Source organism: Streptomyces sp. NPDC044061 (assembly GCF_056434305.1).
This window is the reverse complement of record NZ_JBWKFL010000007.1, coordinates 312372-337563: the sequence shown is the minus strand read 5'-3', so window position 1 is coordinate 337563 and position 25192 is coordinate 312372. Positions and strand designations below refer to the sequence as shown.

The window sequence follows — 25192 nt, the reverse complement described above, 5'->3', positions numbered from 1 at the left end:
GGTCACCCTCAGTCCTCGTCCCCGTACGCCTCCCCGCACGCCTCCTCGAAGAAGTCGAGATTCTCCTGCAGCGACTTCATCAGCCGGTCCCGCTCGGCGTCGTCCACCTGCACCGGTACCACCCCGGAGGCGCCGGTGAGCCTGCGGAAGCCGCCCCGGCGCTCCAGCCGGCCGTGCACGCACACCGGGAGGCCCACGAGGTGGGCGTGCCCGGCGATGCGGTAGTCCTCCTCGCCCAGCGTGACGCGGACGTGCGGCACCTCGGCCCCGGCGAGCACCCGCAGCCGTACGGTGCCCTCGCCGCGCGGACCGGACCTGCGCAGGCGGACCACGGCTCCGGTGATCCGGACCGGCACGGAGGGTTCCTCCTGCAGATAGCGGAGGCCGGCCGCGTGCAGCACGGGCAGGTCGCCGGGTGAGAACTCGACGGGTTCGACGGAGGCGGCGCAGCCCTCGGGCACACCGGCCGCGGGCGCCCAGGCGATGTCGATGCGCGCGCCCTCCGCGCCCCGGACGAGCGCGGTCAGCGCCTCGGTCAGCTCACGGCTGACGCCCGCCGCCACGGCACCGTCGAAGGCGTCCATGCCGCCGGTGGCCCGCTGGTAGTCGATGGCCTCGCGGGCCGCGTACAGGGCCTGGTGAAGGCGGACGGCGACCGGGCGGCCGGTGGGGACGGGCACGAAGGCGGTCAGCCGGCGGCTTTCGGCGGTGGGGCCGACGAGGACGTTGCCCAGGAGCGTGGCGGCGGAGCGGCGGTGCCGGGCGCCGTAGTAGCCGGCACGTGCGCGGGTGGCGAGCGCGGCCGCGAGCAGCATCCGGTGTGCGGTGGCACGCAGCTGCTCGTCGACCGTCCAGGGGGCGGCGCCCACCGGCCCGCTCGGGGTGTCCCGCCACCAGCGGATCTCGTCGCTGGGCACGGCGAGGGAGATCAGCACTTCGCGCGCCGAGGGGGTGTCGCTGCGGGCGAGGGCGTCGAGGGCCTCGCCGAGCAGGTCGTCGCTGTCGGGGAAGGCCCGGCTCTCGGGCACCAGCAGGCTGGTCCCGCCGCCGCCCGGCCCGGGCGGGGTCCAGCGGCCGTAGCGGCCGGCCGCTCCGCCGCGCCGCTGCCAGCCGTGCCGGTGCAGCAGGGCGCCGAGGACGCCGGGGTCGACCTCGGCGGGCTCGGGCGGCCGGTGCCAGGTGAGATCGTCGGGGTGCGGCCGGACCTGCCGGGCCGGCTCGTCGTACGGACGGATCCTCATGGCCTGCCTCCCGTCCCGACCCGCGTCATGATCTCGCAGAGCGCACGGTCGTCGAAGATGCGCGAGGTCGGTATCCGCACGGTGGTCCGGTGCCGGCCGGTGACCGGGTGGCCGGCGAGGTTGACCCAGTAGCAGCAGTGCCTGAGGTCGAGCCGGTCGTGGCTGGCGCGCAGCCAGTCGTCCTGGGAGCGCGGGACGAGCATCACGACCAGGATCTTGTGCACCGAGACGGGCGTGCGGGCCAGTTTGCGCAGGTGGTCGTTGTCGAGCGTGAAGGAGAAGAAGCGGCCCGGCGGGTTCGGCGCGACCTGGTAGGTGCATTTCAGCTGCACCTTGATGGTGACCTCGTCGTCGACGGTGTGTCCGGGTGCGCTGTGACTGACGTGCCAGTCGATGCCGTTGTCCGGGAAGGGCTGGGACAGCGAGCAGCCCGCGGCCGCGGCGACCGCGTGCAGATATCCCACCTGCAGTGTCTCCATGCAGGCGGTGGTGGCGAGCGTGCCGCGAAGGGGGCCCGTGCGATCGGGCAGCAGCCCGCCCCGCTCGGGCTGCGCTATGGCCATGACCAACAGCCTTCCAAGCCAAGAGTTTCCCCGCTGCGGGCCGCTGAACTGCAAAGACCCGTACTCCTGTTGTCTCCTTCCGGCGTACGGCGCAAACGGCCCGGGTATCACCAAACAGGCAGAAGACGGAACGTCACCTGCCATGGGTGAACGAGGAGTTGTGTGGGGATGACGACCTGGTACGAGGGGCCGCTGGCCGCCTTCGACACGGAGACGACGGGCGTGGACGTCGAGACCGACCGGATCGTGTCGGCCGCCGTCGTCGTCCAGGACGCGCCGGGCACCCGGCCCCGGATGACCCGATGGCTGGTGAACCCGGGTGTGCCGGTGCCCGAGGCAGCCACGGCGGTGCACGGGCTGACGGAGGAACACCTGCAGCACAACGGCCGCTGGCCGGCGCCGGTGATGTACGAGATAGCCGATCAGCTGGCCGAGCACGCGGCGATGGGGCGCCCGTTGGTGGTGATGAACGCCCCCTTCGATCTGACGCTGCTGGACCGGGAGTTGCGCAGGCACCGCGCCTCCTCGCTCGACCGCTGGTTCGAGACGACCCCGCTGCGGGTGCTGGATCCCCGGGTCCTGGACAAGCATCTGGACCGCTACCGCAAGGGCCGGCGCACCCTGACCGACCTGTGCGCGCACTACGGCGTGACGCTGGAGGGCGCGCACGACGCGGCGGCGGACGCGCTGGCCGCGCTGGAGGTCGTACGGGCCCTGGGCCGCCGTTTCGCGACGCGGCTCGAGCGCCTCTCCCCCGCCGAGCTGCACACGCTCCAGACGAACTGGCACGCGGCACAGGCGCGGGGGCTTCAGGCGTGGTTCGCGCGCAGCGGCTCGGAGGAGATCGTCAGCACGGACTGGCCCCTGCGGCCGGAGCTGCCGGCGGCGGCGTGACGGCGGACACGAAAAAACCGGCCTGCGTGTGCAGGCCGGTCCTTCCCGGTGGGCGATACTGGGTTCGAACCAGTGACCTCTTCGGTGTGAACGAAGCGCTCTCCCACTGAGCTAATCGCCCGGGAACGCACTGAACAATACAGGTCTCGGCGGCGTTCGTTCAAACCGCTTGCAGGTGGCGCAGCAGTCCGCGCCGCCCGGCCCGCATCATCAGCCGGTGGTTGGCGTGGAAGACGGGCCGTCCCGGCACGGCCAGCCACCTGAGCAGGGGCTTGCGCACGTCGACTTCCTGGTCGTACCGCGCGAGTGTGCCGGGGCCGGCGCCGGTGACGGTCCAGCGGGCCCAGCCCTCGATGTCTCCGGTCAGGGCGACCTCCAGGATGCCGGCGGCCGGGTCCCGGTTCGTCTCGCGCGCGGTGAAGGTCATGGCGTACGGCAGCAGGGAACGGATGGTGAGGACGCCGGTGGCGCCGTCGAGGCGGGTGACCGAGCGCACCTGTGGCCACCAGCGGGGATAGTCCTCGGGCCGCTCCAGGGCGGCGTACACGGTGGCCGGCGGGGCGGGTACGGACCACAGGGTGCGGAAGCGGTAGTGGTTCCAGTCCATGGACCGAGTCTGCCCGGGACGGTGCATAAATCTGAGTACGCGTACTCATGCGCCGTCGCGTGACGCGGACCACACTCGGGGGGCGAGCGCCGCCGCCCGTGCGACGGCGCTCCCCCATCGCCCTGGCCGGGCATGCTGTCGCCGAGCAGCGCCAGGTTCTCGATGGCCGCTGGGCCGTGCAGCGCAGTGTCGTTGGTCGACACCCACCTCGCCTCGCCGCCCTCGACCAGAGCGGCCGGTCCGGTCAGCTTCTCCGTCTTCCAGGGCGAGGACTCGGTGTAGCCGTCGGAGCCGTAGAACTTGCTCCAGGCGCGCCTGGCGAGTGCGGCGTCACCGGTCTGCACGGCGGCGTAGGCGTCCAGCCGCGAGTGGCCCTGGAAGAGCAGCAGCGTGCCGAAGCCGGAGCCGTAGCGGGCCGCCTGCTCGGCCTTGGTGGCGTTGAAGTAGCGGCAGTGGTCGAAGTAGGCCTCCTTGAACTTCGGCATGCCGACCAGGTGGATCAGCTCGGCGCACAGCTCGTTGAGGCCGAAGACGGCCGAGAGGTGGGACACGGAGACGACCGGCTGCTCGGCGACGGCGAACTTCCCGGTGTCCAGGTCGTACAACCCGCTGCCCTGGACGAACCCGTTGGGCTGGGCGGCGATGCCCTCCATCGTGGACAGCACGCGCGCCTTGGCCTTCTCCCACTTCGGCCCCTTGCGCTCCCACTCCGTCAGCCACGCCGAGACCAGCCCGCTCCAGTCGGTGCCGAAACCGATCGACAGGGCGTGCCGGTCGGGGGTGTAGCGGTCGGTGCGGACCTTGCGGTTGGGGTCGAGGACGAGAAAGGTCTCGTCGGAGTCGACGTTGGCGTGCATGAGGTCGCCGACGCGTTCGTCGCCGGTGAGGAAGTAGTAGAAGCGCCGGTAGGTGGTGTTGGCGATGCGCTGCTGCTTGGCACTGTCGGCGAAGTGCTGCACACCGTGCCGGGTGCCGAGGCCCGCCCACTGGCCGAGGTGGTAGACGTGGACCTCGCCGGTGTGCCGGGTCATCGCCTCGGCGAACCGGAAGATGTCGGAGCGGCCGCTTCTCAGGTACGCGTACCAGAGCCACAGGTCCGGCGACAGCTCGGAGTTTTCCCAGGCGTAGCCGCCGATGTCGTACCGCCACACATGGCGGGCCGAGTCGTAGGTGTGCATGATGTCGCCGTAGTCCCAGAAGCCGTACCAACGGCGCATCTCCACCTGGCCCCTGTAGTAGGTGAAGAGGAAGTCGATGGCCCTCGATCCTCGCCTTGGCGGCGGTGGAGCGGTCGGGCTCGGAGAACAGGCCGGGGCCGAAGACCTTGGCCTCGACGAGCTGCTTGGGCGGGGCGGCGAGCTGGGGCAGCGTCCGTACGGCCCCGACCTGGTCGGCGAGGGTGTCGGCGGCGGGGGTGGACTCGTTGGCCCAGAAGAGGAGTTCGGAGGAGCGGGCGATGCCGTAGGGCGTGCCGAACTCCGGCTCGTAGTCCTCGTAGGTGATGTTGAGTCCATCGAGCTGTTCGGCGTAGGTGTCCTGGCCCATGCCGTCGTGATAGAAGCGCAGGTCCATCGGCTGGGCCTCGGGCGACCAGAGGCAGAGGGTGACGGTGGCCTCGTCGGTGTGGGCGTCGCGGACGTCGAGCTGGGCGGGGAACTCCTCCCAGAAGTCCCTCAGTCCGAAGGAGAGTCCGCCGCTCGCGCCGCCGACGTACCCGAAGCCGGAGGCGTGCCGGCCGCCGCCGGCGGTGATCCAGCCGTAGCCCTTCCTGGTGCGCTTGCGCAGGGTGAAGCCGTCGGCGGAGAGCTGGGAGAGGGTGTAGTCGCCCCAGTGCGGGACGTACGGGAGGCGGGTGGTGACGCGCTGGTCCCAGGTGGCCGGGTCGGGCAGCTTCCTGCCCTCGTACTGAGCCGCCTGCACCGCCGCACCCGGGTCCCGGCGCAGCCCGGTGATGCCCGGTACGGCCTCCCGCAGCAGGGCCGGTGCCCTCGCCGCCGATGCGGATGTGCCGGTCGTAGGCCGCGTCCCGCATCGGCACGGCGAACCGTACGCCGAGCCCGCGGATGAAGTCGCGGGTCGCCTTTCCGGGCTCGAGCGTGCCGTCGAAGGTGATGGTGTGCACCATGCGGAAGGACTCGGAACCGGCGTAGAAGTACAGTCGGATGGAGAAGGGCAGCCAACCGCGGTCGCCCTTGCGGTGTTTGCCGTCGATGCGGACCACTGCGCGCACCGGGCCGTCCTGTTCGACGGTGACCGTGTCGATCGCGCCGTCGAAGCGCTCGGTCTTCACGGTGCCCTGGTCCTCGTCCTCGGCCTCGGGCTGCCGGAGGAGCACGAGCCTGCCGTTCCTGGCGATCTCGGTCGACCCCCGGGTGACCGGCTTCGTCGGCCGGCTTGTACGCCTCGTACTGCTCGGTGCCGGCGAGGACGCCGCGGTCGTAGCCCATGATCCTGCCGACCTCGGGGTCGTGGACCATTAAGTCGGTGAACCGGGCGACTTCCTCGGGGTGCGAGGTGTACGCGGAGGCGCTCAGCATCAGTGAGGCGAGGTACTGGCCGGTGTTCTTGCCGTCCGTGGTGGGGATCGGGGCGAGACCGTAGGTGCTGTCGCCCTCCGCGGAGTAGCGGACGGTGAAGCTGTCCCAGGTGAACTCCGCGGCGCCGTGGCCGGCGGAGAGGGAGGACTTCGGCATGTCCTGCTGGACGACCTTCGGGTCGGTGACGATTCCCGCCTTGACGCGGTTGTAGCCGTCCGTCCACCACTCCGTCAGGTCGGCCTTGTCGAAACCGAGTCCGTCCTTCGTGAAGAACGCCTTGCCGTTCTGGCGGAGGTAGAGGTCGTACAGATACATGATGGTGAAGTAACCGGTGTCCCCGGCGACCTTCGTCCTGTCGTGGATGGTCTTCAGGGCCTTGAAGTACTCGTCCCAGGTCCAGCCCTGCTACGGCTCGACGCCCGCCTTCTGGAAGACCTTCCTGTCGATGACGAGCGCCATCGTGTTGGAGCCGACGGGAATTCCGAGTTGTTCGCCGTCGACCTCTCCCACCTTCGTGACGCCGTCCCGGAAGTGATCCAGGTTCAGATTGCCCGCCTGGACCTGGGACTTGAGGTCGAGAAGAATTCCCCGCTTGTCGTACTTCCGAAGGAAAGTGACAGCGTTCTGGAAAACGTCCGGCGGATTTCCGCCGGCCGCCTGGGTCTGGAACTTCTCCCAGAACGACTGGTAGGTCTGGAAGTCGGTCTTGACCTTGATCTTCGGGTACTTCTTCTCGAAGAGCGCGATGGTCCGGTTGATCTTCTTGGCTCGCTCCTCGGCGCCCCACCAGGAGTAACGGATCGTCACCGTCCTGTCCCCGGCCCCACTGCCGCCGCACCCGGTCGTCGCGGCGAGCCCGACCGCGGCCGCCGAGGCCCCGGCCGCCCTCAGGATCGTACGGCTCTCAAGATTCCTGGTCGTTCCCACAGTCGAACCCTCCCCGCAGCGTCGTCGTCGCCGTCATGAATCGTTTCAAGCAAGCGCTTGCTGGCACGAGTTACGGAGGGGCTCGGGGTGCGTCAATGATTCGGACAGGATTTTCCTCGCCGTCGACCGGGGCCGGGCCGCGGACGAGGGGCGCTCGGGGGATGACGGCGCAGGTGAAGGGAGGGCCGGTCGAGGAGACGAGCGCGGGCGGCGGCCAGCCGGAAGCGGTCGGTGCCCGTACCGCGCGCACGAAGCCGGCCGGTCCCGACGCCGCGGGAGGCAGGATCGCGCACCACGCAGGCCATGCCGCCGACCCTGACACCCGACCCGGCGCTCCCACGGAGGTGGTCGGCGAAGGGGCCCGCCGGACGGGAGACGCATCATGGAGCCGGGCAGCCGGTGTTCCTGCGGCCTCCGCTTCCGCCCGTGACTCCCGGCCCGGTCGAGCCGGCCCACGCGGAGCGGGGGCGCGCCCCGGCAGGGCTGCTCCCCGGCCAGGAAGACGTGGTCACGGAAGACGTGGTCACGACGACGGCCCACCTGCTCTCGCAGATGGGCCGTCGGATCCGGGTGGGCGATACTGGGTTCGAACCAGTGACCTCTTCGGTGTGAACGAAGCGCTCTCCCACTGAGCTAATCGCCCGGGTGCAGGAAGAACATTACCCCATGTCAGGGGCGCCTCCGACCAGGGGCGGGACCGGCGGGCGGCCGGCCCCGCCCCGGCTCACTGATCGTTCACGTTCCACGGCATCACGACGCCGAACTTCCACACGTAGATGCCGACCAGTACGCCGATGATCACCAGGCCGACCACCGTGAGGGTGATGTTCCGGCGGCGCACGCGCGGATCGAGGGCCCGCTGGGCCGCCTCGGTGACCTTGCGCTTGGTCCAGCGCAGCACCAGCTGCGCCCAGACGAACTCGGTCGCCCAGATCGCCATGCCGCCGAAGATCACGATCCAGCCGGGTCCGGGCAGCGGCAGCATGACGACGCCGGCGGCGACGACAGCCAGGCCGACCACGAAGACGCCGACCTGCCAACTCAGATGCAGGGCCCGGCGGGCCTTGACGAATTCGGGCGCCCGAGAGCCCAGCCCCCGCTCGGAATACTCCTCGCCCGCCTTCGCCTCGTCCATCCCGCCGACCCCGTCTGCCTTGCCCGAGGCCACGGCAACCTCGCCCGCCTCGTCACTCCCCGTATTCATGCAGACAAACCCTACCCGAGTGAATCAGGTCACCGGAATGGTCGTAGACCTCGTACGAGTTCTCGGCCGGAAGAGTTACGTAAAGACAGGCAAAACGCTCAGAGGGGTTTACAACGGCACCGTAGGTGGCATGTCGATTTCGCCGACGTGCGAATCCCCGAGCGCACACTGAGCGAAAGGCCCTGGCGCTTATGAACACCACGGTCAGCTGCGAGCTGCACCTGCGCCTCGTTGTGTCGAGCGAGTCCTCCCTGCCTGTCCCCGCAGGCCTGCGGTACGACACGGCCGACCCCTACGCCGTGCACGCCACCTTCCACACCGGAGCCGAGGAGACCGTCGAGTGGGTGTTCGCCCGCGACCTCCTCGCCGAGGGGCTTCACCGGCCCACCGGCACCGGCGATGTCCGCGTCTGGCCATCCCGCAGTCATGGTCAGGGCGTCGTGTGCATCGCCCTCAGCTCCCCGGAGGGGGAGGCCCTGCTCGAGGCCCCTGCGCGGGCCCTGGAGTCCTTCCTGAAGCGAACAGACGCCGCCGTGCCCCCGGGCACGGAACACCGGCACTTCGATCTGGATCAGGAGCTCTCGCACATCCTGGCGGAGAGCTAGGCCGCGGCATCTCAGAGCCGCCCGGCGCCGTCCACTCGGGGAGACGGCTCGGGCCAAGACAACCGCATACGGCACGGACCGGCGCCGTCACCGTGAGTGTTCACGGGGCGGCGCCGGGCTGTTCTCCGCCCGCTCGGGGGTGTAGGACGGTCTCGGGAACCCCCAGGGGCAGGGAGGCGTTCCACCGACAATCGCCGGTGGGGCGGAACCCGGTGCGGTGGGCGCGGTAGTCGCTACCATCGGCCAGCATCGGCGGGCGCCCGCCCGACCCCCAGGCCAGGGAGCGAAACGTGCTGATCACCCACGACACCCGGTGCGCGCTGGACACCGTGGTGGATCTGGTGAACACCGTGCCGGAGGACGACACGGCGGCGGACGGACTGCAGGATGTCCCGGCTCTCGCCGATTTCGTGCGAAGGCACGAAATCAGCGACGTGGGGGTGCTGTCGGAGTTCGACCTGTCGGCGGTGCGCAAGGTCCGGGGACGGTTCGCGGGGATCTTCGCGGCCCCGGACGCCCGGGCCGCCGCCGGGATGATCAACGAGCTGGTCGCCGCGGCGGGCACCACCCCGCGGCTGACGGACCACGACGGCTATGACTGGCATGTGCACTACTTCGCCCCCGGCGCCTCCGTGGCCGACCACCTGGCCGCCGACTGCGGGATGGCGCTCGCCTTCTTCGTCGTGGCCGGGGAGCAGGAGCGGCTGCGGCGCTGCGAGGCACCGGACTGCCGGCGCGCCTTCGTGGATCTCTCCCGCAACCGCTCGCGCCGCTACTGCGACAGCCGCACCTGCGGGAACCGTCTGCATGTGGCCGCCTACCGGGCACGGCGCAAGGAGGCGGCAGGCTGATCCGGCCCGAGCAAGGCCGATACAGGCCGAGCCAGGGAGACTCGCCCGATTCGACGCCGGTCCCGGCGGGTGGCGCCGGGACGGACGTGTACGGCTCACAGCCACAGCAGGTCGTGCAGCGCAGCCATGAGGAGCAGACACCCGATCACCGCAAGGAAGATCATCAGCGGTGGCTGGGAAAGGGCGAAGAGGCACCCGCGCGGCTCGTCCTTCGGCGGCGCGGCCTCGCTCTGTGACGTGTCCAGCATCTCGCCGGTGATGATGGCCCAGGGCGCACCCTGTTGGCGATCAACACACCCGCCGAGTACGGGACTGCACCGATCTCCGTACCGGCCCGTTCGACTTGCTTCCGGTTGTGAACGGTTTCAGTTCATATGCCGTGCTTCTTGAGGATGGCCTCGATGTCGCTGAAGTCGTCGGCGGAGCCGCTGGAGCGCGGGGCGGTGGCGGGACGGGCCGCCGGGCTCGTCCCCGCACCGACCGCGGGCGCCGAAGCCGCGGGGGCCACGGCGTCACCCCGGCCGCTCCGGGCCGCCTTGCGCTCGGCCCGGGTGCCGCCGCGCCGGCGTTCCACGGCACGGGTGCCCGCGAGCAGCAGCCACGCGGTGGCCAGCAGGCCGAAGCCCGCCCAGGCCGTGGGGCTGAAGGCGGTGTCGGCGAGCCAGCCGACGACCCCGGTCATCACCAGGCCGATCGGCACGAGCGAGTAGGCGGCGATGCGCGCGGCCGACAGGAAACGCTTGCGGTAGGCCGTGACCACCGCGATGCCCAGGCCCGCCGCGGACACGGCGGAGCAGACGGTCTCGGCAATCATCCGGTCCTCCTGGCGGGCTGGGTCGGTCGGCGGGTGACGCAAGGGCACGGCAGGGTGCGCTTCGTCCCTTCCATCCTGCACCGTCCGCTCCTCGCGATGCCATGCCCAGGCCCGAGATCAGGGAGATCTCCGGGTCACCTCCTCCTGGAGTGCCGGTCCGCCGATCCGGCCCGGAGTGCCGGTCCGCCGATCCGGCCGTACCAGGTGCCGCGGCCGTGCGGAGCCGTACGGTCCGGATTGGGTCGCCCGCGCGCGGCCTGGAAGACTGGGGCACATGAGCGACTCCTCCCCCGCCCGCACCGAAGCCCCCGTCCTCGACGTCTGGTGCGAACTCCAGTGCCCCGACTGCCGCAGCGCCCTGGACGACCTCCGTGCCCTGCGCGCCCGCTACGGCGACCGGCTGGAGCTGCGGCTGCGGCACTTCCCGCTGGAGAAGCACAAGCACGCCTTCGCCGCCGCCCAGGCCGCCGAGGAGGCCCTGGAGCAGGGCAAGGGCTGGCCGTACGTGGAGGCTGTGCTGGCGCGGGTCGAGGAGCTGGACCGTGCGGGAGAACCCCTCCTGGTCGAGGTCGCCCGCGAACTGGGCCTGGACGCCGAGGAGTTCGACACCGGGCTGATCGACGGCCGGCACATCCTGATCGTCGACGCGGACCAGGCCGAGGGCAAGGCGATCGGCGTGACCGGCACGCCGACCTATGTCATCGGGGGCGAGCGCCTGGACGGCGGCAAGAGCCAGGACGGGCTGCGCGAGCGCATCGAGGAGATCGCGGACCGGCTGCTGGCCGGGGAGGCCTGACCCGGGGCCCTACAGCAGCGGCTTGGAGAAGGAGCGGTCGGTCGTCTCGTAGCCGAGCGACTCGTACAGCCGCTCGGCCGGGGTGTTGCCCGCGAACACGTTGAGCCCGAGAACAGTCCGGCCCGCGCCGATCGCCTGGCGCTCCGCCAGCAGCATCAGCGTGCGGCCGTGCCCCCGGCCGCGGTGGGCCGCGTCGGCCTCGACGTCGTAGACGTACGCCCTGACGTCCCGCAGGGCCACCCACAGCGTGCCCACCCGCGTCCCCTCGTGTTCCAGGACGCTGAAGAGCATGTCCCCGGTGCCGAGGCCGCGCGGCAGCAGCGTCTCGTGGTCCCGTTGGGACTTTGCGCGGGCGGCGGCCTCGGGCACGCCCTGTTCGATCCACATCCGGGCGTAGTCCTCGGACTCGTGCTCCAGCCACGGTTCGAACTCGGCCGGGGTCATGGGCCGCGCCCGGCTGCCCGAAGGCAGTTCGGGCGGAGTGTCGCCGAGCCGCTTCTCCATCCTGCGGCTGCGCGGGAGGTAGCCGAGGACCTCGGCGAGCCGCAGTGCGGCCGCTGCCCCTGCCGGGACCTCGGCCTCGATCCGGGTGCAGCCCCAGCCGCGTGCCACCTCCTCCGCGGCGAGCGCGGCCACCGTGCCCCGGCCGCGCCGCCGGTCGGGCTCGGCTATCCGCAGGTCGAGGATGCGGGCCACCGAGGCGCCGAGGGACGGCGAGGTGCCGAGGTGGATGTCGCCGACGGGACGGCTGTTCACGCACACCTGGTAGCGGCGCGAGCGGGTCCCGTCGGCGTGCTGCTGGAGCGGCTCGGCCGGCCGCAGGGTCGTCGTCATCACGGGTGTTCTACCCGCTCGGCAGCCGCCGGTCAGCCGAATTTCCCGCGTCCGTCAGGGATCCAGGTCGTCGCCGGCCCGCTCGTCGAAGATCTGCATCGCCTTGGCGGTCACCGGGCCGGGGGCCGCGGTCAGTTCCCTGTCGTCGATCCGGTGCACGGCCTGGACGTCCCGCAGGGTGGAGGTGAGGAACACCTCGTCGGCCCGCTCCAGCACGTCCAGCGGCAGGTCGGTCTCCTTCGCGCCGGACCACTCGACGGCCAGTGCGCGGGTGATACCGGGCAGGCAGCCGGAGGAGACCGGCGGGGTGTGGATCTCGCCGCCCAGGACGACGAAGACGTTCGACCCGGTGCCCTCGCACAGCTGTCCGACCGTATTGCCGAACAGGGCCTCGGAGGCGCCGTGTTGGTGGGCGCGGGCGAGGGCCACGACGTTCTCGGCGTACGAGGTGGTCTTCAGGCCGGTGAGGGCGCCACGCTCGTTGCGGGTCCAGGGGACGGTGATCACGGCGGTGACGTCGGGGCGGCGCGCGGTCTCGCCGAGGGCGACCACCAGGGTCGGGCCGTGGTCGCCGCGGTCGGAGCCGAGGGGACCGTGGCCGCCGGTGTAGGTGATCCGGAGCCGGCCCAGCGGCATCGGGTTGGCCTCCAGGACGGCCTCGCAGGCCCGCCGGACCTCGTCGTGATCGGGGTCGGGCAGGCCCAGACCGCGGGCAGAGCGGGTCAGCCGGTCGAGGTGCCGGGTGAGCGCGAAGGGCTTCCCGTCGACCGCCTTCACCGTCTCGAAGATGCCGTCGCCCACGGTCAGGCCGTGGTCGAAGACGGAGACCCGGGCGGACTCGATGTCCTGCAGCCCGCCGTCCAGCCAGATCCTCATGTCAGTGCGCCTCCACTCGCCTCGTACGTTCCCGACGCTACCGCGAGCAGCCGCGACGCCTTCAGTTCGGTCTCCCGCCACTCCCCCTCGGGGTCGGAGCCCCAGGTGATGCCGGCGCCGGTGCCGAACCGCAGCACCGCAGCGCCCCGGTCGGACCGGTCGATCCAGAAGGTGCGGATGCCCACGGCCAGCTCGGCGACGCCCCGGTCGGCGTCGACCCAGCCGACGCCCCCGCAGTACGGGCCGCGCGGCGCGGTCTCCAGGGCCTCGATGATCCTGAGGGCGCTCGACTTGGGGGCGCCGGTGACCGAGCCGGGCGGGAAGGCGGCGGCGAGCAGGTCCGGCCAGCCGGCGCCGGCGCGCAGCTCGCCGTGGACGGTGGAGACCAGGTGCACCAGGCCGGGGTGCTTCTCCACGGCGCACAGGTCCGGCACGGTCACGCTGCCGGTGGCGCAGACGCGTCCGATGTCGTTGCGGACCAGGTCCACGATCATCACGTTCTCGGCGTAGTCCTTCTGCAGGAGGTCCGCCTCGGTGCGGCCGGTGCCCTTGATCGGGCCCGACTCGACGGTGCGGCCGTCCCGGCGCAGGAACAGCTCGGGCGAGGCGGTGGCGATCTCCACGGCGTGCTCCGGCAGCCGGATCGTGCCCGCGTACGGCGCCGGGTTGCCGCGGGCCAGCAGGGCGGTCAGGGCGTCCACGTCGGCGTCGGAGGCGACGGGCGCGCCGAGCACCCGGCAGAGGTTTGCCTGGTAGACCTCGCCGGCCGCGATGTGCTCGCGGATCCGGCCGACGGCCGCCGTGTACGCGGCGCGGTCCAGGGAGGACGTCCAGTCGCCGACGGCCGGGCCGCGCCAGGCGCCCGGCACCGGGGCGGGCACCGGCTCCCGCCGCACCTGCGCGAACCGGGCGCAGGTCAGCCCGCCCTCGAAGTCCGCGCAGACGGCCCAGAAGCCGGTGGAGTCCAGGGCCGCGGGATCGCTGGTGACATCGAGGAGTCCGGTGGCGAGCCGGTCGCCGAAGCGGGCGAGAGGACTGAGCCCGGAAGGGCGTCTGAGAGGGTGGGGGAGCACGGGGTCGAGTCTAGGACGGGTGTCCGAAAGGTGGCTCCGGGATGTCCCGTCGGGGGCACTGACCACGTAGTCCGTCGGGTGCAGCGCAGCACGCTGCGCAAACGCGTTTTTGTGCTGGCCCGGGAATCCGCTAGAGTTCAACACGTCGCCGGGACGCGCAAGCGGACCGAAACGACAGGCGGACGTAGCTCAGTTGGTAGAGCGCAACCTTGCCAAGGTTGAGGTCGCGAGTTCGAGCCTCGTCGTCCGCTCGAAGGAAGAAGGGGTCTTCCCGGTCCCCTACACTCCTGGTGGAGTGGCCGAGAGGCGAGGCAACGGCCTGCAAAGCCGTCTACACGGGTTCAAATCCCGTCTCCACCTCCAAGGACGATTAGCTCAGCGGGAGAGCGCTTCCCTGACACGGAAGAGGTCACTGGTTCAATCCCAGTATCGTCCACTGGATCTTCTCGAAGGTCCCCACCCGCGCGATTAGCTCAGCGGGAGAGCGCTTCCCTGACACGGAAGAGGTCACTGGTTCAATCCCAGTATCGCGCACGCAGTGCCCATGATCCGCTCCATGGAGTTACAGCGGAGTGATCGTGGTCCGAGGACGATTAGCTCAGCGGGAGAGCGCTTCCCTGACACGGAAGAGGTCACTGGTTCAATCCCAGTATCGTCCACACACCGAAGAAGCCCCCGGCCGTCTCGTACGGCCGGGGGCTTCTTCGTGCGCTCAGCTGGAGAACAGCATGTGGCCGAAGCTCTTGTGGCGGTGGTGGCTGCCGTGGCCGCCGTAGTGACCACCGTGGTGGCCGCCGCCGTGCGGGGCGCCCCAGGCGGGGGCGGACGGCGCGGGATACGCCTGCGGGGCCGCCGGGGGCGGGGGCGCCGCAGGCTGGGACCACTGGGACTCCAGGCGGGTCAGCGACTCCAGCTCGCCGTAGTCGAGGAAGATGCCGCGACAACCGCTGCACTGCTCGATCTGGACGCCGTTGCGGTTGTAGGTGTGCATCGGCGCATGACACTTCGGACACTGCATGGTCGGCTCAACTCCTCGCCGGTTGGTACTGCTTCGCGTTTCCCCAGGACAGACTCCGTCGGGCCCCGGTCGGTTGCACCCTACGCCGGGAATCCGTGTCCCAACTGCTGCGGGACCGGACTCATTCGGGCGCAGGCGTCCACCAGGGCCCGTTCCACCTCGTCCAGGGGGCGGTCCGCCGCGAGCGCCTTGGTGATCGCGCGGGCCGCGGTCTGCACGGTGAGCGCGCGGGCCGGCACGTCCAGGGCGGCCCAGGGGTCGCCGTCCGGGGGCACGGCGGGGCCGCCGGACTCGCGGTACGCGGTCAGGAAGCGGGTCCACTCGTCGGGCGGGAGGAGCCCGCAGGCGTACCAGGCGGCGGGGCGGGCGAGGTCCCAGGCGGGGACACCGAGGCCGAGGTCGTCCACGTCGATCAGCCGCCAGGGGCCGTCCGGTGCGGGGTGGCGGACGAGCTGGCCGAGGTGCAGGTCGCCGTGGCAGAGAGCCGGTGTGCCGGGCATGGGGGCCTCGGCACGGGCCCAGGCGGGCAGAGCCTGCCAGGCCTGGAGGACCGGGGGTGCGGCGGGGTGGGGCGCGGCGCTCACGGCCGTCCGCAGCCGGCCGACGGCGTGCGCGGCCTTCGCGGGGCCGCGCATCGGGGGCAGGGGGCCGGGAGGGGCCGTCCGGTGCAGCCGGGCGAGGAGCGCGGCGGCGGCTTCCCAGGGGGCGGCGTCCGGGTCCTCCGGGTCGACGGGGGCGCCGTACGGCCAGAGGGTCACCAGACGCTCGTGCAGGGCGGTGGGGGTGGCGGCGAGCGGGGCCAGGAGGACGTCCGGGAGCCGGGTCGCCGCGGAGAGGCGGAGGGCCAGCTCGGCGGGGACCGTGTCCGGGGCGTGGGCCTTGGCGACGGTGCCGGCGTGCCGGACGACGGTGGCGTCGGGGCGGTCGGCGAGGGGGATGGTGGCGCAGGTGCAGGGGGCTCCGCCGGTTCGGGGGTGGGCGGTGGCCGTGAGCTCTGCGGTGAGGGCGGGGAGGAGGGCGGGGGTGTCTGGGGTCACGGGGGCCTCGGGTGGGTGGGGTCTGCGGGTGAGCGTACGCGGGTGACGGTCGCCGGAGCCGCGTCGGCGCCCTGCGCTGGGGCTGGGCGGGGGTGGGGTCGCTCGCCCGCGCTTGCCGGGTGCCGCCGCGCCCACCCGTGGCGCCTGGGGTCCCCCCGGTTCCGCAAGGCCGCCAGTCAGGGTCGAGGGCGGTCAGGGCGTCGGCGCGCTCATCGGCGCGGGCCGTGATCCCGGCGGCTTCGCGGAGCCTGGCTTCCCGCGCGTCGGCGGCGAGCTCGGCCTGGACAACGTCGTCGGCGTCCGGGTCGTAGACGGTGCGCACCGAGGGAGGCGCGAGTGCCCGCAGCTACGTGGGCTTCGGCCCGTCACGGGTCCAGGGAACGGCGATGCCGGCGCAGCTCCCCAGCTGCGCCGGCATTTGTGCCGTCCGCCGGACCCCCGTCCCCACGGGGTTTCATGGATGGATGTCCCCGCCCGGACCGCTCTTCCGGGCCTGGGGTCGCCGCTCAGCGCCCCAGCATCGCACCCACGGACGACGCCTGTGTGGCCACTGTCTCCCAGCCGTCGAAGACGAGGAGGAGCAGGGCCGCCAGGGGAAGGGCCATGAGCGTCGCCACCAGGGGGTGGCGACGGCCCGTCCGGCGAGGGGCGAACGCTGTGCGCCTCGGTGCCGTGTGGGCCATGGTCCCTCTCCTGACCTTTTCGGTTGTCGTTGGCAGCGGCGGGTGCCTGACCTCGGGGGACGAGTGCTGCACCCGCCGCTTGACCTCAAATCTAGGCGCGGGGCGCCCGGCGGACGTCATGCCCTCGTACCGAATCGCGGGCCTCCCGGAGGATGAGCCATTGCCCGAGGAGTACTCCCCTGGGTGGAGACGCGGTCCCAGGTCTCGGGGTCTTCCCGGAGGGGGCGCCCGCGGTGTACCGCCATGTCCGGACCGTCCGGCGGGACGGTTCGAGTGACTTCGATCACTTCGACCGGGTAGGGGTGAGGGGCCGCATCCGGGCCGCCGACGGTTCCGAACGACGTACGCCCGCGGGCTCGCGGGCCGGTCCGGGAGGTCGCGGGTCCCGGGCCGTGGTCATCCGTCTCGGGTTCAACCTCCTTGTCATATGCGTACGTTGAAGCCACAGGAGCCCCAAAGCCACCTCAGGGACTGGCTTCCTGACCGCGTTTCACCTCGTGCGCCCGCCGCGCACAATCCGTCCGCCCGAGAGGGCGCGGCCTCTGCGCGCAGGCGGCCGTGGAAACGTAAGCTGTGCCACGTCACAGGGACCGGGCAGCGGGGATGAACATGGCGATGATGCGCCTGAGGCGCGAGGACCCGCGCGTCGTCGGCTCGTTCAGGCTTCACCGACGGCTCGGCGCGGGCGGGATGGGTGTGGTCTACCTCGGCTCCGACAAGAAGGGGCAGCGGGTCGCGCTGAAGGTGATCCGGCCCGATCTGGCGGAGGACCAGGAGTTCCGGTCGAGGTTCGCGCGTGAGGTCTCGGCGGCCCGGCGCATCAGGGGCGGGTGCACGGCCCGCCTGGTGGCGGCGGACCTGGAGGCGGAGCGTCCCTGGTTCGCGACGCAGTACGTGCCCGGCCCCTCCCTGCACGACAAGGTCGCAGGCGAGGGCCCGCTCGCCGCGGCCGACGCGGCGGCGATCGGCGCCGCGCTGTCCGAGGGGCTCGTCGCCGTGCACGAGGCCGGCGTCGTCCACCGGGATCTGAAGCCCTCCAACATCCTGCTGTCCCCCAAGGGGCCGCGGATCATCGACTTCGGCATCGCCTGGGCCACCGGTGCCTCCACGCTCACCCACGTCGGCACCGCCGTCGGCTCCCCCGGCTTCCTCGCCCCCGAACAGGTGCGCGGCGCGCTCGTCACCCCGGCGACGGACGTCTTCTCGCTGGGCGCCACCCTGGCGTACGCCTCGACCGGCGACTCACCGTTCGGACAGGGCAGTTCCGAGGTGATGCTGTACCGCGTGGTGCACGAGGAGCCGCACCTGTACGGCGTACCGGACGCCCTCGCCCCGCTGGTCCGGGCCTGTCTGGCCAAGGACCCCGAGGACCGGCCCAGCACGCTCCAACTGTCGCTGCGGCTCAAGGAGATCGCCGCCCGCGAGGCACAGGGCCTGACCGACGCACGGCCGCCCGCGCCGCGTGCCGCGGAGGCCGACCGGCCCACCGGACGGCTCGTGGACACCTACCCCGAGCAGCAGCGCACCCAGCGGCGGACCGCCCCCGGCACTCCGGTGCCGCGCGGCGGCACGCCGGCACGGGGCGGTGCGCCCTCGCGCGGCGGCAGCGCCCCGCGCAACGGGGGTGTCGCCAACCGGCCGGGCGCGGCCCGCCCCACCCCCACCCCGCGCGTCGCGGGCCCGCGCTCCGGGAGCGGGAGCCGGCCCGCTGCGCGCAGCGGCGCCGGACGTCCGGCGCCGCGTGCGACCGGGACCGGGCGGCGGCCGGCCAATCCCCGGCTGCTGCGCCAGCGGCTGTTCGTGTTCGTGGTGGTGACACTGCTGGTGGCGCTGGGCATCGCGGTGGCGCAGGGCTGTCAGGGTCCGGCGCGCGGGCTCGGCGGTGACGGCGACCGGCGCGAGCCGCAGCACACGGGGACGGGCTTCACGTCACCGGACGACGGCGAGCCGCTGTCGCAGCGGTACGAGTCGACGCTCACGTCCGGCCCCGGGAAGTGACGCCCCGGGCTCAGGCCCCCGGCCGTCCCGACGCCACCGCGTAGAACGCCACCGCGGCCGCCGCTCCCACGTTGAGGGAGTCGACGTCGTGGGACATCGGGATGCGCACCCATTCGTCGGCGGCGACGAGGGCCTGCGTGGACAGGCCGTCCCCCTCGGCGCCGAGCATCAGGGCTACCCGGCCCATCCGGTGGGGGGCGGCCTCGTCCAGGGTTTTGGCCTTCTCGTCCGGGGTGAGCGCGAGCAGCGTGAAGCCGGCCTCGCGGACCGACTCCAGGCCCTTGGGCCAGGTCTCCAGACGGGCGTACGGCACGGAGAAGACAGCGCCCATGGAGACCTTGACGCTCCGGCGGTACAGCGGGTCGGCGCAGTCCGGCGACAGCAGTACCGCGTCCATCCCGAGGGCGGCCGCGGAGCGGAAGATGGCGCCGATGTTGGTGTGGTCGTTGACCGACTCCATGACCACCACCCGGCGGGCGGAGCGGAGCAGCTCCGCCGCCGTCGGCAGCGGCTTGCGCTGCATCGAGGCGAGGGCACCGCGGTGCACGTGGTAGCCGGTGACCTGCTCGGCGATTTCCGGGCTGACGGCGTACACCGGGGCCGGGAGTTCGTCGATGACGTCGCGCATGACGTCGATCCACTTGGCCGAGAGCAGCATCGAGCGCATCTCGTAGCCGGCTTCCTTGGCCCTTCTGATGACCTTCTCGCCCTCGGCGATGAACAGGCCTTCGGCCGGCTCGCGCTTGCGGCGCAGTTCGACGTCGGTCAGGCCCGTGTAGTCGCGCAGGCGCGGGTCGTCGGGATCCTCAACGGTGATGAGATCGGCCACAGAGTGATACTGCCTTGTCCTGGGTGTGCTGCCAACGGCTGGGAACGGGTTGCGTTACCCCGGGTTACGCGTGATCAAGCCGCGGGCTCGGGACCGGCGTTCACGACCTCGCCGATGACGATGACCGCCGGGGGCCGCACGTCCTCGGCGCGTACGGTCTCGGCGACCGTGGCGAGGGTCGCGTCCACGCGGCGCTGCGCGGCCGTCGTGCCCTCCTGGACGAGGGCGACGGGGGTCGCGGGCGACCTGCCGTGCGCGACGAGCGTCTCGGCGATCTTCCCGATCTTGTCGACGCCCATGAGGATCACGAGCGTGCCGGTGAGTCCGGCCAGCGACGGCCAGTCGACCAGGGACCGCTCGTCGTCGGGGGCGACATGGCCGCTGACCACGGTGAACTCGTGGGCGACACCCCGGTGAGTGACCGGAATGCCGGCCGCGCCCGGCACCGAGATCGAGCTGGAGATGCCGGGGACGACCGTGCAGGGGATGCCGGCCTCGGCGAGCGCCTGGACCTCCTCCATGCCTCGCCCGAAGACAAACGGGTCGCCGCCCTTGAGCCGGACGACGGACTTGCCCTGCTTGGCGTGCTCGATCAGCGCGTCGTTGATGGCCTCCTGGGCCATGTAGCGGCCGTACGGGATCTTCGCCGCGTCGATGACCTCGACGTGCGGCGGGAGTTCGGCGAGCAGGTCACGCGGGCCGAGCCGGTCGGCGATGACGACGTCGGCCTCGGCGAGCAGGCGGCGGCCGCGGACGGTGATGAGGTCCGGATCGCCGGGGCCGCCGCCGACCAGGGCCACACCGGGCGTGCGGGTGCGGTGGTGCGGGGCGACCAGGGTGCCGTCGCGCAGACCCTCGACCACCGCGTCGCGGATGGCGGCCGTGTGGCGCGGGTCGCGGCCGCGCGCGTCCGTGGTGAGGACGGCGACGGTGACGCCTTCGCTGTGGCCGGTCGCCGGGGTCCAGGCGGTCGCCCGGTCGGCGTCGTCGGAGCGGACGCACCAGACGCGGTGGCGCTCCGCTTCCGCCGAGGCCTGTTCGTTGGCCTCGGGGTCACTGGTGGCGATGAGGGCGTACCAGGCCCCGGCGAGGTCGCCCTCGGCGTAGGCGCGCCGCTCCCAGGTGATCTCGCCCGTGTCCGCCATCGCCTCCACGGAAGGAGTCGCCTCCGGCGAGACGAGCACGATGTCCGCACCTGCGGCGATGAGCGCCGGCAGACGCCGCTGGGCCACCTGGCCGCCGCCGAGGACGACCACGCGGCGGCCGGAGAGGCGGAGGCCTACGGGATAGGCGGGGTGTTCGGCCATGAGGTACGGCTCCTCGTGCAGCTGTGAGGTGGGCCCGCTGCAGCTCCGAAGCGGCCCTGACGTGCGGATTTTATGCTGTGGGCAGCGCAGACGGCACGGGTGGTCCGGCAGCTGAGCACCGGACCACCACGTGCGCCTCCCCTACTTCTCGGTGACCCCCGCCGAATCGAACGTCGCCACCTCGTGCATCGCCCGGGCCGTGCTCTGCACCAGCGGCAGCGCGAGCAGCGCGCCCGTGCCCTCGCCGAGGCGCAGGTCGAGGTCGACCAGGGGGCGCAGGCCCAGCTTGTTGAGGGCGGCCACATGGCCGGGCTCGGCGCTGCGGTGGCCGGCGATGCAGGCCGCGAGGACCTCGGGGGCGATCGCACGGGCGACGAGAGCCGCGGCGCCCGCGCTGACGCCGTCCAGGATCACCGGCGTACGCAGCGAGGCACCACCGAGGAGCAGTCCGACCATGGCCGCGTGCTCGAAGCCGCCGATGGCCGCGAGGACACCGATCGGGTCGGCCGGGTCCGGCTGGTGCAGCTCCAGGGCGCGGCGGACGACCTCGGTCTTGCGGGCCAGCGTCTCGTCGTTGATGCCGGTGCCCCGGCCGGTGACCTCGGCGGGGTCGGCTCCCGTGAAGACGGAGATGAGAGCGGCGGACGCCGTCGTGTTGGCGATGCCCATCTCACCGGTGAGCAGCGCCTTGTTGCCGGCCGCCACCAGGTCGCGGGCGGTCTCGATGCCGACCTCGATGGCCGCCTTGACCTCCTCGCGGCTCATCGCGGGGCCGGTGGTCATGTCGGACGTGCCGCCGCGGATCTTGCGGGGCAGCAGGCCGGGCGTGGCGGGCAGGTCGGCGGCGACACCGACGTCCACGACGCACACCTCGGCGCCGACCTGGCCGGCGAAGGCGTTACAGACCGCTCCCCCGCCCAGGAAGTTGGCCACCATCTGGGCGGTGACCTCCTGCGGCCAGGGGGTGACGCCCTGGGCGTGCACGCCGTGGTCGCCGGCGAAGATGGCGACGGCCGCGGGCTCCGGGATCGGCGGCGGGCACTGCCGGGACAGCCCGGACAGCTGCGCGGAGATGATCTCCAGCATGCCGAGCGCGCCGGCCGGCTTGGTCATGCGCTTCTGGCGCTCCCAGGCCTCGCCGAGCGCCTTGGCGTCGAGCGGGCGGATCTGTGCGACGGTCTCGGCAAGCAGGTCGTGGGGTTCCTCTCCGGGCAGGGCGCGGCGGCCGTACGTCTCCTCGTGCACCACCCAGGACAGCGGGCGGCGCTTGGACCAGCCGGCCTGCATCAGCTCGGGCTCGTCCGGGAATTCGTCGACGTACCCGACGCACAGGTAGGCGATGACCTCCAGGTGCTCGGGCAGGCCGAGGGCGCGGACCATCTCGCGCTCGTCGAAGAAGCTGACCCAGCCGACGCCGAGGCCCTCGGCGCGGGCGGCGAGCCAGAGGTTCTCCACCGCGAGCGCGGCGGAGTACGGCGCCATCTGCGGTTGGGTGTACCGGCCGAGGGTGTGGCGGCCGCCGCGGGTCGGGTCGGCGGTGACGACGATGTTCACGGGGGTGTCGAGGATGGCCTCGATCTTCAGTTCCTTGAACTGCTTGGCACGCCCCTTGGGCAGCGACTTCGCGTACGCCTCGCGCTGGCGCATGGCCAGTTCGTGCATGGTCCGGCGGGTCTCGGCGGACCGGATGACGACGAAGTCCCAGGGCTGCGAGTGGCCCACGGAGGGCGCCGTGTGGGCCGCCTCCAGGACGCGCAGCAGCACCTCGTGCGGGATGGGGTCGTTGCGGAAGCCGTTGCGGATGTCGCGCCGTTCGCGCATCACCTTCAGGACGGCCTCGCGCTCGGCGTCGTCGTACGCGGGAGCGGCCGGTCCGGTGGACTGTCCTGCCTCTTCCACTGCGGCCGCGCTCTCTTCCTGGTCGGCGGCCCTGGTCTCCAGGTCCTCCGCCTGCTGTACGACGTCGGGGGCGTGCTCGCCGTCCGGCGCGGCCGCCGCTGCGGCGGGCTCCGCCTCGCGGGGCGCGGGGACCGTGGCGACGGGCTCCCGCTGCTCCTGGGCGGGCAGGACGAGGGGGTGCGGCGGGGTCGGCGCGAGGTGCGGGGTGGTCGGCACCTGGCCCTCGACAGGCACGAACCGGCCGAGCGGCTGCTCGGGGTGCGGCTGCAGCGGGACGCCGGAGGGCAGCGGCTCGGTGGTACCGGCGGCGGCCGGTTGCGCGGCACCCGCGGCCGGGTCGGCCTCGGGGGACGGCTCGGCCGGCGTCACTGTCTCGTCCGCCGCCGGGACGGGAGCGTCCTCGGCGGGCTGGAGCTGCGGGCCGGCGGGCAGGGCGGTGCCGGTGGCCGGGGTCCGCGTGCCGACGGCGGCTGCCTGCTCGGCGGCGACTTGGTCCGCATCCTGCTGCTGAGGCTGCGGCTGCTGCTCGGCGGCCGCGACTTCGCCGTCGTGCGGAACGGGCCCCGCGAGCTGCGGGCCCTGGGCCTGCTCGGGTGCGGGCTCGGGCGCCACGGGGGTGCCTTCGGCGATCGGTGCCGGTACGGCGTCCTGCGCCGGGGCGACGGCCTCGGGAGCCGCCTCCGCCGATTCGGTTCCGTGGGCCGGCATCGGCTCGGCAACGGGCACGAACTCGGGTGCCTGCGCGGGGTCGGCGGCAGACGGGACCTGGGCGGCGGGATCGGCGGCGACGGGGCCGGCCTCGGCGATGCCGGAGGCCTGCGGGTCGGGCTGCACCGGGGCGGCCACGGCGACGTCTTCGGCTTCCGCGACTTCGGCCACGGCGTGGGCGGCGGCAGCCGCGTCGGCGATGCCCTCGGCGGTGGCGTCGGCGCTCTCGGCCCGCGCCGGGACGGCATCCGCGGCCTCGGCGACGGCCGAGGGGACCTCCGCCTGCGGGGTCTCGGGGATCTGCGTGCCTTCGACGGGCTGCACGGGTTCGGCCGCCTGAACGGGTTCGGCCGGCTGCACAACGGGTTCGGCCGGCCGGCCGGGCTCGGGCGCCCGGACGGGCTCCGCGACCTGTGCCGCTTCCGGCGCCTGGACCGGAGCGACCGGTTCCGCCACCTCCGGCATCTGTCCGCTCTCAGCGGCTGCCGCGGTCTCGGCTGCCGGGACGGTCTCCCCGGTCTCCACGGCTTCCGGCGCGGGTACGACCCCGTCGGCCTGCGGGGCGACTTCCGCCGCGGCCGGCGTTTCGGCCACGACCGAGCCGTAGGCAGCACTCACGGCGTCGACGGCGGCCTCGGCCCCGGGGACGTTCACGGCCTCGGCCGGCTGCGCGCCCGGCATGCCATGCCCGTGCCCCGTCGGAGCCGCCGGCTCGGCACCGGCCGAAGCCTGCGCGCCTTCGGGCGCCTGGCCCGGGGTGCCCGGAGTGACGTGCACGCCGTCGTGGCCGTGCGCGGGCTGTACACCGTCGTGACCGTGCACGCCCTGCGGCCCGCCCGCGGCCCGGACGTCCTCGGCCCGGACCTGTGCGGCCGCCTGTGTGGCGAGTCGGGCCACCGCCGCCTGGGCGGCGTCGGACGCGTCGGCGGCGGGCTCGGGGGCACCGGCCGGACCAACCGTTTCGGCGGCCGGCGGCTCCGCGCCGACCTGGGCCACGGCGGCGGGCGCCGCGCCCCACGGTGCCGCGTTCTGCGGAGCCATCTCACGCAGCGGCTGGACGTCGAGGTACTCGGGCCCGGTCGCGGCGGGCCCCGGTTGCCGTACCGGCGCTCCCGCGGGGCCGCGGTCGGCGAGGGAGCGGACCGGGCTCGCGGAGGCGTCGGGGATCGGCGGGCCGAGGTGCAGCGGCCGGCGCGGCGGCTGGGCTGCCGCCGCCTGGTCGTGCGGGTTCGAGAGGATGGCGGAAGACGGCACGGACGCCGGCGCCGGGTTCGGCAGCCGGACGCCGTTGAGGTCGACGGAACCGCTGTCCCGGCCCGCCGCCTCGTGCGGGCCCGGCTCATGGACGGCCTCGACCACCGGTTCCGGGGCGGGTGGCGGCACTTCGTTGCCCCACGCGCCCTGGGCACCCGGCAGCAGCAGGTCTTCGTCCTCGGCGGGTGCCTCGGAGAGGTAGGTGTACGCGCCGTGCGCGGGGACGCCCGGCTGCTCCACCATGCCTGCGCTCTCCGGCTGCCCCTCGCCCGGGACCTGGCCGGTGTCGGTCATGCGTACCCCTCGCCCATCGGTTAGTGCTTCTACGACCAGCTCACCCGGAACGGCGCACCGACCGCCCCGTAGTGAAGAACGAGCGTGCGTGCCCAGCGGCACGAACGACCCGCCCAAAAAAGGCGACAAAGCCATTCAGTGGCATTGTCCCGGCCGTTCCGCCATCGCGACAGCATGATCCGCGACAGTCCGCTGTGGACTGCGCCACGTTGCGCGTCCTCGGGTTCTGCCGTACCACACCCGCCCCAAAACGGGCGTGTTTTCCGGACATTGGCGAACGAATTTCCGGGCCACCGGTGGGGTACAACGATCGGCCAGCCTACCGCGCGCGGTACGACAACAG

The 25192-nt window shown here is 72.6% G+C and carries 20 protein-coding genes, 7 tRNA genes and 2 pseudogenes; 10 read left to right on the top strand and 19 right to left on the bottom strand.

Going from position 1 to position 25192, the window contains the following annotated elements:
- Nucleotides 1-8 precede the first annotated feature (8 nt).
- Together AC07CM_RS14645 and AC07CM_RS14640 are read right to left on the bottom strand one after the other, a co-directional pair.
- Nucleotides 9-1241, bottom strand: a complete 1233-nt coding sequence (locus tag AC07CM_RS14645) for a hypothetical protein (protein WP_478876726.1) — start codon at nt 1239-1241, stop codon at nt 9-11.
- On the bottom strand, nt 1238-1804 hold the full coding sequence (locus AC07CM_RS14640; protein WP_478876725.1) for a DUF4365 domain-containing protein: 567 nt from the start codon (nt 1802-1804) through the stop codon (nt 1238-1240). The genes AC07CM_RS14645 and AC07CM_RS14640 overlap by 4 nt, the downstream gene beginning before the upstream one ends.
- Before the next feature lie 168 nt (nt 1805-1972).
- Between AC07CM_RS14640 and AC07CM_RS14635 the strand changes: the two genes are divergently transcribed.
- Nucleotides 1973-2698, top strand: coding sequence for an exonuclease domain-containing protein (locus tag AC07CM_RS14635; protein ID WP_478876724.1), 726 nt, complete (start codon nt 1973-1975; stop codon nt 2696-2698).
- A 49-nt stretch (nt 2699-2747) separates the two neighbouring features.
- Here the strand turns inward: AC07CM_RS14635 and AC07CM_RS14630 are convergent.
- The 6 genes and pseudogenes from AC07CM_RS14630 to AC07CM_RS14605 form a co-directional block, all read right to left on the bottom strand.
- Nucleotides 2748-2819 (bottom strand) — tRNA-Val (locus tag AC07CM_RS14630).
- Between the two features lie 39 nt (nt 2820-2858).
- Nucleotides 2859-3305 (bottom strand): SRPBCC family protein, encoded by a 447-nt coding sequence (locus AC07CM_RS14625; protein ID WP_478876723.1) that lies wholly within the window; start codon nt 3303-3305, stop codon nt 2859-2861.
- A 128-nt stretch (nt 3306-3433) separates the two neighbouring features.
- Nucleotides 3434-5688 (bottom strand): annotated as a pseudogene (locus AC07CM_RS14620) (exo-rhamnogalacturonan lyase family protein); the annotation flags it as partial.
- A gap of 1 nt (nt 5689) precedes the next feature.
- Nucleotides 5690-6769 (bottom strand): annotated as a pseudogene (locus tag AC07CM_RS14615) (ABC transporter substrate-binding protein); the annotation flags it as partial.
- Nucleotides 6770-7340: 571 nt separating this feature from the next.
- Nucleotides 7341-7412 (bottom strand) — tRNA-Val (locus tag AC07CM_RS14610).
- 81 nt (nt 7413-7493) lie between these two features.
- Complete coding sequence (locus tag AC07CM_RS14605) at nt 7494-7973, bottom strand: TIGR02611 family protein (RefSeq protein ID WP_478876722.1); 480 nt, start codon at nt 7971-7973, stop codon at nt 7494-7496.
- 191 nt (nt 7974-8164) lie between these two features.
- Between AC07CM_RS14605 and AC07CM_RS14600 the strand changes: the two genes are divergently transcribed.
- Complete coding sequence (locus AC07CM_RS14600; protein ID WP_004002642.1) at nt 8165-8578, top strand: SsgA family sporulation/cell division regulator; 414 nt, start codon at nt 8165-8167, stop codon at nt 8576-8578.
- A 290-nt stretch (nt 8579-8868) separates the two neighbouring features.
- Nucleotides 8869-9429, top strand: a complete 561-nt coding sequence (locus AC07CM_RS14595) for a CGNR zinc finger domain-containing protein (RefSeq protein ID WP_478876721.1) — start codon at nt 8869-8871, stop codon at nt 9427-9429.
- A 95-nt stretch (nt 9430-9524) separates the two neighbouring features.
- Here the strand turns inward: AC07CM_RS14595 and AC07CM_RS14590 are convergent, their stop codons facing one another.
- Nucleotides 9525-9677, bottom strand: coding sequence for a hypothetical protein (locus tag AC07CM_RS14590; protein ID WP_208031233.1), 153 nt, complete (start codon nt 9675-9677; stop codon nt 9525-9527).
- Nucleotides 9678-9799: 122 nt separating this feature from the next.
- The gene (locus tag AC07CM_RS14585; RefSeq protein ID WP_478876720.1) at nt 9800-10243 is read right to left on the bottom strand and encodes a hypothetical protein; all 444 of its coding nucleotides are present in this window, start codon (nt 10241-10243) and stop codon (nt 9800-9802) included.
- Nucleotides 10244-10517: 274 nt separating this feature from the next.
- Between AC07CM_RS14585 and AC07CM_RS14580 the strand changes: the two genes are divergently transcribed.
- Nucleotides 10518-11039, top strand: coding sequence for a DsbA family protein (locus tag AC07CM_RS14580; protein WP_478876719.1), 522 nt, complete (start codon nt 10518-10520; stop codon nt 11037-11039).
- 9 nt (nt 11040-11048) lie between these two features.
- Here AC07CM_RS14580 and AC07CM_RS14575 read toward each other — a convergent pair whose 3' ends face one another.
- From AC07CM_RS14575 to AC07CM_RS14565, 3 genes are read right to left on the bottom strand one after another with little or no spacing between them, the layout of a single operon-like run.
- Nucleotides 11049-11873, bottom strand: coding sequence for a GNAT family N-acetyltransferase (locus tag AC07CM_RS14575; RefSeq protein WP_478876718.1), 825 nt, complete (start codon nt 11871-11873; stop codon nt 11049-11051).
- Nucleotides 11874-11927: 54 nt separating this feature from the next.
- A complete protein-coding gene (locus AC07CM_RS14570; protein WP_478876717.1) occupies nt 11928-12749 on the bottom strand; it encodes an aminotransferase class IV in 822 nt (273 codons plus the stop codon).
- Entirely contained in the window at nt 12746-13822 is a 1077-nt protein-coding gene (locus AC07CM_RS14565; protein ID WP_478876716.1) for a chorismate-binding protein, read from the bottom strand. Before AC07CM_RS14565 ends, AC07CM_RS14570 begins: the two co-directional genes overlap by 4 nt.
- Before the next feature lie 178 nt (nt 13823-14000).
- On the opposite strand from AC07CM_RS14565, the gene AC07CM_RS14560 reads away from it, so the two are divergent.
- The 5 genes from AC07CM_RS14560 to AC07CM_RS14540 all read left to right on the top strand — a co-directional run bounded on the left by AC07CM_RS14560 (nt 14001) and on the right by AC07CM_RS14540 (nt 14481).
- Nucleotides 14001-14073: transfer RNA gene (locus AC07CM_RS14560), tRNA-Gly, on the top strand.
- A gap of 38 nt (nt 14074-14111) precedes the next feature.
- Nucleotides 14112-14185, top strand: a tRNA-Cys gene (locus tag AC07CM_RS14555).
- A 1-nt stretch (nt 14186) separates the two neighbouring features.
- Nucleotides 14187-14258, top strand: a tRNA-Val gene (locus AC07CM_RS14550).
- 26 nt (nt 14259-14284) lie between these two features.
- A tRNA-Val gene (locus AC07CM_RS14545) sits at nt 14285-14356 on the top strand.
- Nucleotides 14357-14409: 53 nt separating this feature from the next.
- Nucleotides 14410-14481 (top strand) — tRNA-Val (locus AC07CM_RS14540).
- 53 nt (nt 14482-14534) lie between these two features.
- Here AC07CM_RS14540 and AC07CM_RS14535 read toward each other — a convergent pair.
- The 3 genes from AC07CM_RS14535 to AC07CM_RS14525 form a co-directional block, all read right to left on the bottom strand.
- Nucleotides 14535-14840, bottom strand: a complete 306-nt coding sequence (locus AC07CM_RS14535; protein ID WP_478876715.1) for a TFIIB-type zinc ribbon-containing protein — start codon at nt 14838-14840, stop codon at nt 14535-14537.
- 80 nt (nt 14841-14920) lie between these two features.
- Nucleotides 14921-15877 carry a phosphotransferase gene (locus AC07CM_RS14530; RefSeq protein WP_478876714.1) on the bottom strand — a complete coding sequence of 319 codons (957 nt, stop codon included), beginning with the start codon at nt 15875-15877 and terminating at the stop codon, nt 14921-14923.
- 506 nt (nt 15878-16383) lie between these two features.
- On the bottom strand, nt 16384-16560 hold the full coding sequence (locus AC07CM_RS14525; RefSeq protein WP_014671580.1) for a hypothetical protein: 177 nt from the start codon (nt 16558-16560) through the stop codon (nt 16384-16386).
- A gap of 603 nt (nt 16561-17163) precedes the next feature.
- Here AC07CM_RS14525 and AC07CM_RS14520 point away from each other — a divergent pair.
- On the top strand, nt 17164-18558 hold the full coding sequence (locus AC07CM_RS14520; protein WP_478876713.1) for a protein kinase domain-containing protein: 1395 nt from the start codon (nt 17164-17166) through the stop codon (nt 18556-18558).
- A gap of 10 nt (nt 18559-18568) precedes the next feature.
- On the opposite strand, the gene AC07CM_RS14515 is transcribed toward AC07CM_RS14520, so the two are convergent.
- The 3 genes from AC07CM_RS14515 to cobT all read right to left on the bottom strand — a co-directional run bounded on the left by AC07CM_RS14515 (nt 18569) and on the right by cobT (nt 24849).
- Complete coding sequence (locus AC07CM_RS14515; protein WP_478876712.1) at nt 18569-19387, bottom strand: TrmH family RNA methyltransferase; 819 nt, start codon at nt 19385-19387, stop codon at nt 18569-18571.
- Between the two features lie 74 nt (nt 19388-19461).
- On the bottom strand, nt 19462-20694 hold the full coding sequence (gene cobA / locus AC07CM_RS14510) for a uroporphyrinogen-III C-methyltransferase (protein WP_478876711.1): 1233 nt from the start codon (nt 20692-20694) through the stop codon (nt 19462-19464).
- Nucleotides 20695-20835: 141 nt separating this feature from the next.
- Nucleotides 20836-24849: a nicotinate-nucleotide--dimethylbenzimidazole phosphoribosyltransferase gene (gene cobT, locus AC07CM_RS14505; RefSeq protein ID WP_478876710.1), complete on the bottom strand. Its 4014-nt coding sequence runs from the start codon at nt 24847-24849 to the stop codon at nt 20836-20838.
- Nucleotides 24850-25192 lie beyond the last annotated feature (343 nt).